We start from the raw sequence: 14092 nt of genomic DNA on the forward strand, positions 1-14092 counted from the left end.
TGGTCGATGATTACGCCGGCCGTTCCAGCGCGATGGCGTGAACGAGCCGGCCGTAATCGGCTTCCTTGCGATGCACGGAGCGGCGGTAGCTGAAGCAGCGCTCGTCGGAATAGGTGTCGATGCCGAGATCGTCGATCATCAGCACGCCGGCATTTTCCAGCCGCATGCGGATGAAGCCGGCAAGATCGAACATCGCGTGTCCGTCGCGTTCGGCGGGCATGAAGAACATGCCGTTCTCCGCATCGGCCTCGATGAAGCGTTCGACGAATTCGTTGCCGACCTCGTAGGAACTCCTTGCGGATCAGCGGGCCGATGGCGGCGGCGATACCGCCGCGCTCGGCGCCGAGCTTCTCCATCGCGTCGATGGTCGATTCCAGCACGCCGGTCAGCGCGCCCTTCCAGCCGGCATGCGCCGCGCCGATCACCCGCGCATTGGGATCGACGAACAGGATCGGGCCGCAGTCGGCCGTCGTGACCGATATCGCAAGGCCCTCGGTGCGCGTGACGAGCGCGTCCGCCTTCGGGCGCACGGCGCCATTCCATGGACCGGTCACGGCCACGACGTCAGGCGAGTGAACCTGATGCACGCTGACGAGGTGATCGAGCGGCACGCCGAGCTGCGCCGCCATCCGCCGCCGGTTCTCCGCGACCTTGGCCGGATCGTCGCGCGAGCCGAGCCCGCCATTGAGGGCGGCATAGATACCCTCCGACACGCCGCCCTCGCGCGAGAAGAAGGCATGGCGCAGGCCCGGAATGGCCGACAGCAGCGGTGATCCCAATGTCATTGTTCGGTCTCGTCAGGCTGATCGCTCAATCCGGCGATCGAGGTGAGGCGTGGGTCGGAGATGGCCATGACCTTGAACATCGAGCCCATCCCGCCGCGTCCGGAATTGGTCAGGCGCTTCAGCGCACCGGCAACGTCGGCGGAGACTTCGGGGCTTGCCTTCGCCATCAGCCCGGCCGCACGGGCCTCGACGCCGAGACGCTTGAGGAAGTCACCCTGCGTCGCCGGTCCGTGGACGCGCGCGCCGACATCCTCGGCGGCCCGCGCCAGGGCCTGGAAATCGACATGCGCGGTCACGTCGGCCTGTCCGGGGTTCTTCAGCGGGTCGGCGAAGCTGTGGCGCGCGATCGCCTGGAAGGTGTCGCCGGCGTCGCTGCGCAGATGGCCGTAATCGATGATCAGCGCGGCGCCGTCCTGGTCGCGCAGCCGCGTGGCGAGCTTCATGATCTCGTTGTCGGGCCGCCATTCGAACACTGCCCCGAGTGGCGCGGCGCGCACCAGCGGCGGCAGCAGCACCTCGAAATGCGGTGTCGGCTCGGGCGCGGGCGCGAAATACAGATTGCCATTGGCATCCATCCCGACCGTCCGCTCGTGCCAGCCGGTCTCGCGGCGGACCATCTGGTGAATCGGCAGCACGTCGAAATATTCGTTGGCGAGGATCACCGCCGGTCCCTCGGGCACGTCGTCGATGCTATCGTGCCAGGTGATGTTGCGCACGCCCGTCAGCGTGGCGTACTGCTTCTCGCGCAGCACCGGGTTGACCTCGACGAGGTGGATGCTGAGCGACTGGTAGAGCGGCGGCAGCACGCGCAGCGCACGCAGCGCGTCGGACATCATGGTGCCGCGGCCGGGCCCGAGCTCGATCAGGCGGAACGTCTCCGGCGAGCCGATCGCGCGCCAGATCGAGGCGCTCCACAGCCCGAGCAGTTCGCCGAACATCTGGCTGACCTCGGGCGCCGTGGTGAAATCGCCCTCGCGGCCGAGCGGATCGCGCGACAGATAGTAGCCGTACCGCGGATGCATCAGGCACAGTTCCATGTAGCGCCAGACCGGCATCGGCCCGGACAGCTTGATCAGCTTCCTGATCTCATCCAGCAGCGGGGAGGGTTCGTTCACGGCCTTCCTTGGATTGCACTTGCTTTGGATTGAACTTGTTCAGGTTGAACTCGGTGCCGGACCGTTCGCCCTGCGGCGGACGGCGGCCGTGATGATGATAACGCCCACGATGATCATTGGCACCGACAGCAGCATGCCCATGGTTAGTCCGCCCCACAGGAATCCGAGTTGCGGGTCGGGCTCCCTGAAGTGCTCGCCGATGATTCGGGCAACGCCATAGATCGTGATGAAGCTGCCGAGGATCAGGCCGGGACGCTTGAGCGCACCCATCCGGATCATGATCGCCAGCGCCGCGAACAGCACGATGCCCTCGAGCCCGGCCTCGTAGAGCTGGCTCGGATGCCGCGGCAGCGGCCCGCCATTAGGGAAGATCATGGCCCAGGGCAGGCTCGGATCGGCGTGACGGCCCCATAATTCGCTGTTGATGAAATTGGCGAGCCGGCCGAGGAACAGCCCGATCGGCGCGACCGCGGTGGTGATGTCACCGAGCGACAGGATCGGGATGTTGTTGCGGCGGGCAAACAGCATCACCGCGGCGACGCAGCCGAGGAAGCCGCCGTGGAACGACATGCCGCCCTTCCACAATTCGAGGATTTCGGCCGGATGCGCGATGAAGAAGGGCAAATTGTAGAACAGCACATAGCCGGTGCGGCCGCCGACGATGATGCCGATGGTGACCCAGAGGATGAAATCGTCGAGCTGCGGCAGCGTGATCGGCGCCGGGCCGCCCCACAGCCGTTCCTTCTTGATCAGCGAGCGGGCGTAGATCCAGCCCAGCACGATGCCGACGATGTAGGCCAGCGCATACCAGCGGATCACGATCGGCCCGAGCGAGAGCGCGACGGGATTGAACACCGGAAAGTCGATCAGCAGGAACGGCATCGTGCGTCTTGAGGCTCAGCCCACGAGGTTGCGCCGGTAAAGCGCGAGGAGCCGCTCCCAATGGCGTTCGGCGGCGTCGCGGTCATAGACCGGACGCTTGGGGAACGCAAAGCCGTGATGCGTGCCGGGATAGATCTCGACCTCGTTGTTCGATCCCTTCATGCCGGCTTTCACCTGCTCGATGATGTCCTGGGGCGCGTAGATATCGGTCTCGGCGCAGGCGAAATAGAGTTCGGCCTTTGTCTTTTGCGCGGCAAGATGCGGACTGTCGGGCTGGTCGGTCGCCAGGTGCGTGCCGTAGACCGAGGCGGCGGCCTTCACGCGATCGCCGAAATGCGTCGCCGCGTTCACCGCATAGCGGCCGCTCATGCAATAGCCGACAGTGCCGATGATCCTGGTGTTGGCGGCCTTCTGCGTCTCGGCATAGGCGAGCAGGCCCTTGGTGTCTTCCATCACCAGCGGGATGTTGAGCGAGTGCATCAGCTCGAACATGCGCTTGCGCTCGGGCGATTCCGGATCGGGATTGATCGGGCCGAGCTCCATCACGCCGGCGCGGTAATACATATTGGGCAGCATCACATAGTAGCCGGAGGTGCCGAGCCGGCGCGCCATGTCGCGCAGCTCCTCGCGGATCGCCGGCGCGTCCATGTAGAAGATGACGACGGGGAAGGGGCCGCCGCGCTCGGGATGGGTGATGAAGGTGGTGGTCTTGCCGTCCTTGGTCGGGATCTCGACGGTCTGGTCGATCATGGCGTTTCTGCTCGCGTTATGTGTGCGATTTCTGTTGTGAGTTCATACGATTGCAAGGAAACCGGAGCATGACAAGGCAAGCCTCGGGAGGCCTGCCATTCGCGGCGGACTTGAACCGGATGGCTGAGATCGCCATTGTCTTTGGCGCGAGGCAGTGAACGCGGAGAGTTTTGCGAGATGACCCAGACCAGCAACCGGTTTTTCGATGAGATCGGCCGTCTGATGAATGACGCCGCGGGCGCCGCCCAGGGCGTCAAGCGCGAGGTCGACACGGTCATGCGCAACCAGGCGGAACGGATCCTGCGCGACCTCGACGTGGTCAAGCGGGAGGAATTCGACGCGGTCAAGGACATGGCCCGCCTGGCGCGCGAGGAGAACGAGGCGCTGAAGGCGAGGATCGCGGCGCTGGAGGCCAAGCTCGGCGGTACGGCCGGCTGATACGGCCCGGAGCGCAGCCCCGTAGCCCGGATGGAGCGAAGCGCAATCCGGGGCCGGCCCGCGGAGGCAGTGGTCCCGGATTTCGCTTCGCTCCATCCGGGCTACGATCCTCGCTCGGTAACCCAAGAAAAATCCCTTCATTTCCTTGTCATTTCGGCCCTTTGGGCTGAAAGCCCGCCACGTCCGCGGCCCCCGCACCCCTGGAGGCTTGCTGTGGACCTGAGCATGGGCCGCGCTGCGGCCTTTAACTTTTTAAATACAAGGACTTAACGCTATGGCGACCGTCAAGGAATTGAAGGCGACCGCGCGTCCGAAGAGCGGCAAGGGGGCCGCCCGGGCAGAGCGTCGCGCCGGGAGAGTTCCCGGAGTGATCTACGGAGACAACCAGCCCCCCGTCACCATCTCGGTCGACGACCGTGAACTGCGCCAGCGCATCCTGGCGGGCCGGTTCCTCACCACGCTGTTCGACATCGATCTCGAGGGCAAGAAGCACCGCGTGATTCCGCGCGACTACCACCTCGACCCGGTGAAGGACTTCCCGGTCCATGTCGACTTCATGCGGCTCGGCGAAGGCGCCACCATCCGCGTCAGCGTGCCGCTGCACGTCGTTAACGCGGAAACCGCCCCCGGCATCAAGCGCGGCGGCACCGTGAACATCGTCACCCACGCGCTCGAGCTCGAATGCGCGGTCGACAACATTCCGCAATACATCGAAGCCGATGTCGGCAGCCTCGAGATTAGCCACTCGCTGCATCTCACCGACATCAAGCTGCCCACGGGCGTGAAGTCGCTGACCCGCGAGGACGCGACCCTGGTCACCCTCGTGCCGCCGTCCGGCTACGCCGAAGAGCAGAAGGCCGCGGCTGCGGCTGCTGCCGGTGGCGCTGCTCCGGCCGCGGGTGCTGCAGCTCCGGCCGCTGCGGCGGCTCCGGCTGCGGGTGCTGCGGCTCCGGCCGCGGGTGCCAAGGCCCCCGCCGGTGGCGACAAGAAGAAGTAACCGATCAGGTCGGCGCGCGATCGTCTGATGGCGCGCCGACGCGGGATGCCGCGCCATGCGCCTTTTTGTCGGTCTCGGTAATCCCGGCGCGAAATACGCCAGCAACCGGCACAATATCGGTTTCCTGGCGGTCGATGAGATTGCACGGCGTCATGGTTTCGCACCATGGCGCCGTCGCTTTCAGGGCGAGACCTCCGAGGGCGTCGTCGATCGCGAGAAGGTCGTGCTGCTGAAGCCGACCACCTACATGAACGACTCCGGACGCGCGGTGCAGGAAGCGGCGAACTTCTTCAAGGTCGCGCCCTCCGACATCACCGTGTTCCAGGACGAGCTCGAACTGCCGCCGGCCAAGGTGCGGGTCAAGATCGGCGGCGGGATCGCCGGCCACAACGGCCTGCGCTCGATCTCCGCGCATATCGGCAACGAGTATCGGCGGGTGCGGCTCGGGATCGGTCATCCCGGCGTCAAGGAGCTCGTGCACAGCCACGTGCTGTCGGACTTCGCCAAGAGCGACCGGGCATGGGTGGAGGCCTTGTGCCAGGCCGTCGCCGACAATGCCGGCCTGCTGGCTGCGGGACACGACGCGTCGTTCGCCAACAAGGTGCATCTGACGATGCAGGCCAAGGGGTTTTTCGACAAGGGTGAGAACGGCGGCGAGAAGTCGGCCTGATCTCCCTTATTCGTCATCGGCACGAGCCTGCCATGACGAACCAGAGATTATTGAGGAAGACATGGGATTCAAATGCGGGATCGTCGGGCTGCCTAACGTCGGCAAGTCGACGCTGTTCAATGCGCTGACCGAGACGGCGGCCGCCCAGGCGGCGAACTATCCGTTCTGCACCATCGAGCCGAATGTCGGCGAGGTCGCGGTACCTGATCCGCGGCTGGAGAAGCTCGCGGCGGTCGCGAAGTCCGCGCAGATCATTCCGACCCGGCTGACCTTCGTCGACATCGCGGGCCTCGTCCGCGGCGCGTCGCAGGGCGAAGGTCTCGGTAACCAGTTCCTCGCCAACATCCGCGAGGTCGACGCCATCGCCCATGTGGTGCGCTGCTTCGAGGATTCCGACATCACCCATGTCGAGGGAAAGATCGCGCCGCTCGCCGACATCGAGACCATCGAGACCGAGCTGATGCTGTCCGATCTCGACAGCCTGGAGAAGCGCGTCGACAACCTCTCGAAGAAGGCCAAGGGCAACGACAAGGAAGCCAAGGAGCAGCTCGAGCTGGTCAACCGCGCGCTGGTGCTGCTGCGCGACGGCAAGCCTGCCCGCGGACTGGAGCGCAAGCCGGAGGAGGAGCGTGCGTTCCGCATGCTCGGGCTCTTGACCTCGAAGCCCGTGCTCTACGTCTGCAACGTCGAGGAAGGCTCGGCCAAGGACGGCAACAATTTCTCCAAGGCGGTGTTCGAGCGCGCCAAGGAGGAGGGCGCGGTCGCGGTCGTGATCTCGGCCAAGATCGAATCCGAAATCGCGACGCTGTCGCGTGAAGAACGCACTGACTTCCTGGAGACGCTGGGCCTGGAAGAGGCCGGGCTCGATCGGCTGATCCGCGCCGGCTACCGGCTGCTCGATCTCATCACCTATTTCACCGTCGGCCCGAAGGAAGCGCGCGCCTGGACCATCGACCGCGGCACCAAGGCGCCCGCCGCCGCCGGCGTGATCCATACCGATTTCGAGAAGGGCTTCATCCGCGCCGAGACCATCGCCTATGCGGACTACATCGCCGGCAACGGCGAAGCCGGCGCGCGCGATGCCGGCAAGCTGCGGCTTGAAGGCAAGGAGTACGTCGTCGCCGACGGCGACGTCATGCATTTCAGATTCAATACCTGAGCATCGATTTCGAGAGAGCTTTCTCCCCACGTCGTCCCGGCGAAGGCCGGGACGACGCTGAATGTGCGGGTGCCGCTCTTTCCCACGTCGTCCCGGGCAAGCGAAGCGCGACCCGGGACCCATAACCACAGGGTCGCGTTGTTGAAGCGAGCTGTGGCCTAGCTCGCTCCATCCCGGCGTCCTGTGATTATGGGTCCCTGCTTTCGCAGGGACGACATCGAGTATGGGGTGGCGCTTAGATCACCTATCCGCACGGCCGATCACGTCCATCAGCTCGGCGATCTTGCGCCGCTGGTCGGCCTTGTCGCCGGACGAGATCGCATGCTCGACGCAATGCGCCACATGATCGCGCAGCACCTCTTCCTCGACGCGGCGCAGCGCCGCGCGCGCGGCCGCGATCTGCGTCACCACGTCGATGCAATAGCGGTCGTCCTCGACCATGGCGGCCAATCCGCGGATCTGACCTTCGATCCGTTTGAGCCGTTTTAAGCAGGATGTCTTGACCTCGTCTCTCATAGGTCTCATATACCCCCCTAGGGTATCTAAATCAAGAGGTCGGGTTACCGGCCGGGAAGAGTTTCGTGGCACACGCAAAGCACGACCATTCGCACGCGGATCATCACCACAATGGCGCGGCCGCGCATTCCTGCTGCGGCGGCAAGCATGATCACGACACGCCGCCGGCCGAGGCGTCGTTCGCCATCGATCCGGTCTGCGGCATGAAGGTCAATCCGGCGACCGCCAAGCACCGCTTCAGCTACAAGGGCGAGGAGTACCTGTTCTGCAGCGGCCGCTGCCGCGAGCGTTTCGAGGCCGACCCTGAGAAGTATCTCAAGCCGCGCGAGGAGGAGCCGCCGGCGCCCGCGGGCACCATCTACACCTGTCCGATGCATCCCGAGGTGCGCCAGGTCGGCCCCGGCAGCTGCCCGATCTGCGGCATGGCGCTGGAGCCCGAGCAGGTCTCGCTCGACGACGGTCCCGATCCCGAACTGATCGACATGACGCGGCGGTTCTGGATCGGCCTCGCGCTGACCGTGCCGGTGTTCGTGCTCGAGATGGGCAGCCATCTCGGATTGATGCAGCTGGTGCCGCAGCACTGGTCGAACTGGGTCTCGCTCGTGCTGGCGACGCCGGTCGTGCTGTGGGCCGGTGCGCCGTTCTTCGTGCGCGGCTGGCAGTCGCTCGTCACCCGCAATCTCAACATGTTCACGCTGATCGCGATGGGCACCGGCGTCGCCTATGTCTACAGCGTGGTCGCGACGCTGGCGCCGCAGTTGTTTCCGCCCGCGTTCCGCGACATGCATGGCGCGGTCGCGGTGTATTTCGAGGCGGCGGCCGTCATCACGGTGCTGGTGCTGCTCGGCCAGGTGCTGGAATTGCGCGCCCGCGCGCAGACCTCGGGCGCGATCCGCGCGCTGCTCGGCCTCGCGCCGAAGACCGCGCGGCGGATCACCGAACACGGCGACGAGGATATCGACATCGACGCGATCAAGGTCGGCGACCGCCTGCGCGTGCGGCCGGGCGAGAAGGTTCCGGTCGACGGCGTCGTCGTCGAAGGCAGTGCGGTCATCGACGAGTTCATGGTCACAGGCGAGTCGATGCCGGTCACGAAGGCCGAAGGCGCGAGCGTGATCGGCGGCACCGTCAACCAGAGCGGCGGCCTCGTGATGCGCGCCGAGAAGATCGGCCGCGACACCATGCTGTCGCGGATCGTCGACATGGTGGCGAAGGCGCAGCGCTCACGCGCGCCGATCCAGCGGCTCGCCGATCGCGTCGCCGGCTGGTTTGTGCCGGCGGTGATCGCCGCTGCCGTGCTCGCCTTCATCGCCTGGACGGTGTTCGGCCCTGAGCCGCGCCTGACCTTCGCGCTGGTCGCCGCCGTCACGGTGCTGATCATCGCCTGCCCCTGCGCGCTGGGGTTGGCGACGCCGATGTCGATCATGGTCGGCGTCGGCCGCGGCGCGCATTCCGGCATCCTGATCCGCGACGCGCAGGCGCTGGAGCGGATGGAGGCGATCGACATGCTGGTCATCGACAAGACCGGAACGCTCACCGAAGGCAAGCCGAAGGTCGTGCGCGTCATTGCCGCCGATGGATTCGACGAGAGCGATCTGCTGCGCGTTGCCGCCAGTGTCGAGCAGGGCAGCGAGCACCCGCTGGCGCAGGCGATTATCGCCGCCGCCGGGGAGCGCAAGCTCGCATCGTCCGCCGTCGTCAATTTTACCTCGCCCTCCGGCAAGGGCGCGACCGGCGCGGTCGAGGGCAGGCAGGTTGCGCTCGGCAACGCGGTGCTGATGGCCGAGCTGAAGATCGCGACGGCAGCGCTCGACGAGGCGGCCGAGGCCGCGCGGCGGGACGGCGCCACGGCAATCTATGTCGCGGTCGATGGCCGCATCGCCGGGGTGATCGCGATTGCCGATCCGGTCAAGCCGTCCGCGACCAGCGCGCTGCAGGCACTGCGTGCCGAGGGCCTGCGCATCGTGATGCTGACCGGCGACAATGAGACCACCGCGCGGGCGGTGGCAAAGACACTCGGCATCGACGACGTCGAGGCCGGCGTTCTGCCGGAGCGCAAGAGCGAGGTCGTGCAGCGGCTGCGGGGCGAGGGCCGCACCGTCGCGATGGCAGGCGACGGCGTCAATGACGCACCGGCGCTCGCCGCCGCCGATGTCGGCATCGCGATGGGCGGTGGCACCGACGTCGCGATCGAGAGCGCCGGCGTCACGCTGCTCACGGGCGACCTGATGGGCCTCGTGCGCGCGCGGCGGCTGTCGGTCGCGACCATGCGCAACATCCGCCAGAACCTGGCGTTCGCGTTCGTCTACAACGCCGCCGGCGTGCCAATCGCAGCCGGCGTGCTGTATCCGCTGTTCGGCATCTTGCTGTCGCCGATGGTCGGCGCCGCCGCGATGGCGCTGTCCTCGGTCAGCGTGATCGGCAATGCGCTGCGGTTGGCGAGGACGAGGCTGGATTGAGCCAGCAAGATCGGTAGCCCGGATGAAGCGCAGCGTAATCCGGGGCCGGTCTCGCCACGTGGAGATGCCCCCGGATTTCGCGGAGCCTGTCATCGGGCGCGCGTTCGCGCGACCCGTTGGCTGCATCCGGGCTACAAGACTTCGGCCGGCAGCAGCAGCTGCGCGCGGCGCTCTATCTCGGCATCGAGCCAGGTTGCGAGATCCTCGCTCACCGCGACCATCGGCAGCCGCACCTCGGGGCTGTCGATCAGCCCCTGTCGCCACAGCCAGTGCTTGGCCGGCGCGGGGCTCGGTTCGGCGAACAGCAGCCTCGTCAGGCCGACGACGCTCTGCCAGGCGGCCAGCGCCGCGTCGCGCTGGCCCTGCTGCAGCAGCGTGCGGATCGCAGCGAAGGTGTTCGTTTCCAGATGTGCGGACAGCAGGATCGCGCCGTCGGCGCCGTCCGAGAGCGCATCGAAGGTTTGCGCGTCCTCGCCGGTCAGCACGCGAAAGCCGGCCGGCCGGCGGTTGAGGAAGTCGATCGACTGCGCGCGGTCGGCGCAGCAATCCTTCATGCCGGCGATGTTCGGATGGTCCGCGAGCGCCAGCAGCGTCTCGTTGGTCAGGTTCACCGCCGTGCGATAGGGGATGTTGTAAAGCACGATCGGCCACGACGCGTGATCGGCGAGCGCGTTGAAGTGCTGCACGAGCCCGCGTTGCGAGGGCCTGATGTAATAGGGGCTGGCGATCAGATAGCCGTTGATCGGCCAGTCGGCCGTATCATCCAGCGCTTCCTTCATCCGGGCGGTCGAGGCGCCGGAGAGCCCGAGACAGACCGGCAAATGGCGGGAGCTGGCACTGAGCTCGTCGAGCACGACGCTCACCAGCCCCTCCAGTTCGTCCACGCTGAGCGCCATGCCCTCGCCGGAGGTTGCGCCGAGAATGAACCCGTCGACGGGGCCATTGGCGTAGTGCCGTACGAGACGCCGCAGCGACGTGACGTCGAGCTCGCCGTTACGGAATGGCGTGATCAAAGGCAGCCAGAGGCCCTGCAATTGCTGATGTAGATCGGTCATGTTCCATCTCCTTAAGAAGGCAAAGCCGGAGACGGGACCAACAAAAAACCCCGTCCAGGCGGCGGGGTTTCGGGATCGGTCTGAATGCGAAGGTGATCTTATCGCGCGCGATCTCGTGTCCCCGGGAGGGGAGCTTTTTTCGACGACAGAACGGCGCACGAAGTCGTGATCATTGGATAATGATGCTGCGCTGCGAGGTTGTTGTCAATGCACATGCTGATCGGCGCGTGCGGCGCGTTTTGCGCATGACGTGGAGGTGAAAAGGCACGGCGATGAAAAAAAGCCGGGCTCGAGTGAGCCCGGCTTAAGGTATTGGCCACGTGAGGCCGACACAATCACCTTCCAAGAGGGATTACTGAACTTCCGCGCCACTGGAGGAGGGGGACATATGCGCGACGCGAACGCTCAGCGTGTAAGCACTATGATCCCCATCGACGGCTTGCAGCAACTATCCAGGTCGCATGTCAGTCATGCGGAGACCGGGGGCAGCACGGATATCCCTATAAAGCAGCCCTATAAGGGCGGCTTAATCACGACGGCCAGCGCTGCGCCTTGCTGACCACGAAGTCGCGGAACACCTGCACCCGGGCCACCGTCTTCAGCTCTTCCGGATAGACGAAGTAGGTGTCGAGCGCGATCGAGTCGGACTCGCCGAACAGCTGCACGAGGTTGTTCTGTTCGACCAGATAGTCCGGCAGCGCGGCGATGCCGAGGCCCTGCTGGCAGGCGCGCACGAGGCCGAGGATGTTGTTGACCTTGAAGTAGGGCTCGCGCGGACCGGAGCCGTTGCGGCCGGCATCGATCAGCCAGCTGCGGTTCTGCAGATGCGCCGGCACCTGCGAGTTGCCGAGCATGATGATGCGGTGCGAGTCGAGATCATCGAGCGTGCGTGGCGTGCCGAAGCGCTTGATGTATTCCGGCGAGCAGTAGGCATGGAAGCCGATGGAGAACAGCTTGCGCTGGATCAGGTCCGGCTGGGTCGGCTTGCGGGTGCGGATCGCGACGTCGGCCTCGCGCATCGAGAGGTCGAGATCCTCGTCGGTGACGATCAGCGAGATCCGGATGTCGGGATAGAGCGCGGTGAACTCGTCGAGCCGCGGGATCAGCCAGTTGATGCCCAGCGCCGGCGGCGTCGTGATCTTGAGGTCGCCGCTCGGCCGCTCGCGGCTGTCGGTGAGCTTTGCGCGGGCCGCCTGCAGCTGCATGAACACGTCATGCGCGGTGCGGAACAGGAGGTCGCCCTGTTCGGTGAGGATCAGGCCGCGGGCGTGGCGGTGAAACAGCGACACCGAGAGCTCCTGCTCCAGCGCGCTGACCTGGCGGGAGACCGCCGATTGCGACAGGCCAAGCTGTTCGCCGGCATGCGTGAAGCTGCCAGCCTCCGCCGCTGCGTGAAAGACCTTCAGCTTGTCCCAATCCATATCCGTAAATCCGTCGCGAGATCGTGCCATGATTATTCCGCCGCTGCGCGATCGCTCGCGCGAAGAGCCAGGAAGCGTTCCGCCTCGAGCGCAGCCATGCAGCCGAGGCCGGCGGCGGTGACCGCCTGCCGGAAGGTTTCATCCGCCACGTCGCCCGCGGCGAACAGGCCGGGCATCGAGGTCGCGGTGGAGTTCGGCGCCACCTCGACATAGCCCGACGGTTTCAGCTTGATCTGGCCTTTGACGAGCTCCGTCGCCGGCGCATGGCCGATCGCGATGAAGACGCCGTCGGTTTTGAGGTTCGTGTGCGCGCCGGTCTTGACGTTCTTCAGCCGCACATGGGTGACCTTGTTCGGGTTCTCCGATCCGCAGATCTCGTCGATCGCCGAATCCCACACCACCTTGATCTTGGGATTCTTGAACAGCCGCTCCTGCAGGATGCGCTCGGCGCGGAAATGATCGCGGCGATGCACGATGGTGACCTGGGAGGCGTGATTGGTCAGGTACAGCGCTTCCTCGACCGCGGTGTTGCCGCCGCCGACCACCACGACGTCCTTGCCGCGGTAGAAGAAGCCGTCGCAGGTCGCGCAGGCCGACACGCCGCCGCCCTGGAACTTCTCTTCCGAGGGCAGGCCGAGCCAGCGCGCCTGGGCGCCGGTGGCGAGGATCACGGTCTCGGCGAGGTAGACGTCGCCGGAATCGCAGGTCAGGCGAAACGGGCGCTGGCCGAGTTCCAGCTTGTTGACGAGATCGGTGACGATCTTGGTGCCGACATGGGCCGCCTGCTTCTCCATCTGCTCCATCAGCCAAGGGCCCTGGATCACATCGGCGAAGCCGGGATAGTTCTCGACGTCGGTGGTGATGGTGAGCTGCCCGCCCGGCTGGATGCCCTGGATCAGCACCGGCTCGAGCATCGCGCGTGCCGCGTAGATCGCTGCGGTGTAGCCGGCGGGGCCGGACCCGATGATGACGACCTTGGCGTGGACAGGCGCGGGCATTAGCTGATCCCTCTCTTCTGGGGACTTTGACGGGGACTTGTGTGGGAAGCACCCCGGAAGCAGGTCACGGCGGTGCTAAAAGTGTCAAATCCAAGTCTAGGATATCTGGTAAGCTATGCAAGATTTGCAATCCATGGCAGCGATTTTTCCCCGGAACTGAAGTCACATTCGCGAAATCGTGCGCTGCACGCGCAATAAAATTGCGCAATGCCAGCGGGCTGCGCTATGAGAGTTGCCGGCGGACCTGCCAAGCCTTCCAAACCCCTAGGGAACTGTAGTCGCGTGTCGAAGAACCTTGACGAGATCGACCTCAAAATCCTCGCCGAGATCCAGGCCGATGGCCGAATCACCAATGTGGAACTGGCCAAACGCGTCGGTATCTCGCCGCCGCCCTGCCTGCGCAGGGTCCGGGCGCTGGAGGAGGAAGGCTACATCCAGGGATACCGCGGCCTGCTCGATCCGCGCCGCCTCGGCTACGACGTCACGGTGTTCGCCTCGGTGCATCTGTCGAGCCAGGCCGACGCCGACCTCCGCGCCTTCGAGAATTTCGTCCGCGCCGAGCCGCTGGTGCGGGAATGCTGGATGCTGTCGGGCGAAGTCGACTTCATCCTCAAATGCGTCGCGCCCGACATGGCGACGTTCCAGGATTTCGTCACCCATCTGACGGCGGCTCCGCACGTGCGCAACGTCAGGACGTCACTGGTGCTGCACAATTCGAAATATGAGGCCGCGGTGCCGCTGGGATTGAAGGCGGTTGGCTAGACCGCTGTGCGCGTCATTCCGGGGCGATGCGTTAGCATCGAGCCCGGAATCTCGAGATTCCGGGTCTGGCGCTAACGCGCCATCC

Annotated in this window: 13 protein-coding genes and 1 pseudogene; 6 read left to right on the top strand and 8 right to left on the bottom strand. The window is 65.6% G+C overall.

Going from position 1 to position 14092, the window contains the following annotated elements:
• Positions 1-10: 10 nt before the first annotated feature.
• From pgeF to ACSKB9_RS30875, 4 genes and pseudogenes are all read right to left on the bottom strand, one after another.
• A pseudogene (gene pgeF / locus ACSKB9_RS30860) lies at positions 11-785 on the bottom strand (peptidoglycan editing factor PgeF).
• Positions 782-1840, bottom strand: coding sequence for a class I SAM-dependent methyltransferase (locus tag ACSKB9_RS30865; protein ID WP_438080474.1), 1059 nt, complete (start codon positions 1838-1840; stop codon positions 782-784). Before ACSKB9_RS30865 ends, pgeF begins: the two are co-directional and overlap by 4 nt.
• 99 nt (positions 1841-1939) lie before the next feature.
• On the bottom strand, positions 1940-2782 hold the full coding sequence (lgt, locus tag ACSKB9_RS30870) for a prolipoprotein diacylglyceryl transferase (RefSeq protein WP_057016609.1): 843 nt from the start codon (positions 2780-2782) through the stop codon (positions 1940-1942).
• Positions 2783-2797: 15 nt separating this feature from the next.
• Positions 2798-3532, bottom strand: a complete 735-nt coding sequence (locus ACSKB9_RS30875) for a dienelactone hydrolase family protein (protein WP_057016608.1) — start codon at positions 3530-3532, stop codon at positions 2798-2800.
• 177 nt (positions 3533-3709) lie between these two features.
• Between ACSKB9_RS30875 and ACSKB9_RS30880 the strand changes: the two genes are divergently transcribed.
• The 4 genes from ACSKB9_RS30880 (at position 3710) to ychF (ending at position 6796) form a co-directional block, all read left to right on the top strand.
• Complete coding sequence (locus tag ACSKB9_RS30880) at positions 3710-3970, top strand: accessory factor UbiK family protein (RefSeq protein WP_050384261.1); 261 nt, start codon at positions 3710-3712, stop codon at positions 3968-3970.
• 274 nt (positions 3971-4244) lie between these two features.
• A complete protein-coding gene (locus ACSKB9_RS30885) occupies positions 4245-4967 on the top strand; it encodes a 50S ribosomal protein L25/general stress protein Ctc (protein ID WP_438077817.1) in 723 nt (240 codons plus the stop codon).
• A 55-nt stretch (positions 4968-5022) separates the two neighbouring features.
• Positions 5023-5637, top strand: a complete 615-nt coding sequence (pth, locus tag ACSKB9_RS30890; protein WP_438077819.1) for an aminoacyl-tRNA hydrolase — start codon at positions 5023-5025, stop codon at positions 5635-5637.
• Between the two features lie 61 nt (positions 5638-5698).
• Positions 5699-6796: a redox-regulated ATPase YchF gene (gene ychF / locus ACSKB9_RS30895; protein WP_057016605.1), complete on the top strand. Its 1098-nt coding sequence runs from the start codon at positions 5699-5701 to the stop codon at positions 6794-6796.
• Positions 6797-7036: 240 nt separating this feature from the next.
• Here ychF and ACSKB9_RS30900 read toward each other — a convergent pair whose 3' ends face one another.
• Positions 7037-7312, bottom strand: coding sequence for a metal-sensitive transcriptional regulator (locus tag ACSKB9_RS30900; RefSeq protein ID WP_018269815.1), 276 nt, complete (start codon positions 7310-7312; stop codon positions 7037-7039).
• A gap of 65 nt (positions 7313-7377) precedes the next feature.
• On the opposite strand from ACSKB9_RS30900, the gene ACSKB9_RS30905 reads away from it, so the two are divergent.
• Complete coding sequence (locus ACSKB9_RS30905; protein WP_438077822.1) at positions 7378-9771, top strand: heavy metal translocating P-type ATPase; 2394 nt, start codon at positions 7378-7380, stop codon at positions 9769-9771.
• Positions 9772-9902: 131 nt separating this feature from the next.
• Here ACSKB9_RS30905 and ACSKB9_RS30910 read toward each other — a convergent pair whose 3' ends face one another.
• From ACSKB9_RS30910 to trxB, 3 genes are all read right to left on the bottom strand, one after another.
• Positions 9903-10826, bottom strand: a complete 924-nt coding sequence (locus ACSKB9_RS30910; RefSeq protein ID WP_438077824.1) for a 4-hydroxy-tetrahydrodipicolinate synthase family protein — start codon at positions 10824-10826, stop codon at positions 9903-9905.
• 530 nt (positions 10827-11356) lie between these two features.
• Positions 11357-12277, bottom strand: coding sequence for a LysR family transcriptional regulator (locus ACSKB9_RS30915; protein ID WP_438077826.1), 921 nt, complete (start codon positions 12275-12277; stop codon positions 11357-11359).
• Between the two features lie 2 nt (positions 12278-12279).
• Entirely contained in the window at positions 12280-13245 is a 966-nt protein-coding gene (gene trxB / locus ACSKB9_RS30920; protein ID WP_438077828.1) for a thioredoxin-disulfide reductase, read from the bottom strand.
• 282 nt (positions 13246-13527) lie between these two features.
• Here trxB and ACSKB9_RS30925 point away from each other — a divergent pair, with 282 nt between their 5' ends.
• Positions 13528-14007, top strand: a complete 480-nt coding sequence (locus tag ACSKB9_RS30925; protein ID WP_016845095.1) for an Lrp/AsnC family transcriptional regulator — start codon at positions 13528-13530, stop codon at positions 14005-14007.
• Positions 14008-14092: the final 85 nt, after the last annotated feature.

The organism is Bradyrhizobium sp. BR 1433, assembly GCF_051547665.1.
GTDB classification, from domain to species: domain Bacteria; phylum Pseudomonadota; class Alphaproteobacteria; order Rhizobiales; family Xanthobacteraceae; genus Bradyrhizobium; species Bradyrhizobium australafricanum.

Excerpts from the sequence above, each read along its gene's own strand:
- ychF (WP_057016605.1), top strand. The coding sequence starts at position 5,699 with ATGGGATTCAAATGCGGGATCGTCGGGCTGCCTAACGTCGGCAAGTCG.
- ACSKB9_RS30880 (WP_050384261.1), top strand. The coding sequence starts at position 3,710 with ATGACCCAGACCAGCAACCGGTTTTTCGATGAGATCGGCCGTCTGATG.
- ACSKB9_RS30900 (WP_018269815.1), bottom strand. The coding sequence starts at position 7,312 with ATGAGAGACGAGGTCAAGACATCCTGCTTAAAACGGCTCAAACGGATC.
- ACSKB9_RS30915 (WP_438077826.1), bottom strand. The coding sequence starts at position 12,277 with ATGGCACGATCTCGCGACGGATTTACGGATATGGATTGGGACAAGCTG.
- trxB (WP_438077828.1), bottom strand. The coding sequence starts at position 13,245 with ATGCCCGCGCCTGTCCACGCCAAGGTCGTCATCATCGGGTCCGGCCCC.
- ACSKB9_RS30865 (WP_438080474.1), bottom strand. The coding sequence starts at position 1,840 with ATGCCGGTCTGGCGCTACATGGAACTGTGCCTGATGCATCCGCGGTAC.
- ACSKB9_RS30910 (WP_438077824.1), bottom strand. The coding sequence starts at position 10,826 with ATGACCGATCTACATCAGCAATTGCAGGGCCTCTGGCTGCCTTTGATC.
- ACSKB9_RS30875 (WP_057016608.1), bottom strand. The coding sequence starts at position 3,532 with ATGATCGACCAGACCGTCGAGATCCCGACCAAGGACGGCAAGACCACC.
- ACSKB9_RS30885 (WP_438077817.1), top strand. The coding sequence starts at position 4,245 with ATGGCGACCGTCAAGGAATTGAAGGCGACCGCGCGTCCGAAGAGCGGC.
- pth (WP_438077819.1), top strand. The coding sequence starts at position 5,023 with ATGCGCCTTTTTGTCGGTCTCGGTAATCCCGGCGCGAAATACGCCAGC.
- lgt (WP_057016609.1), bottom strand. The coding sequence starts at position 2,782 with ATGCCGTTCCTGCTGATCGACTTTCCGGTGTTCAATCCCGTCGCGCTC.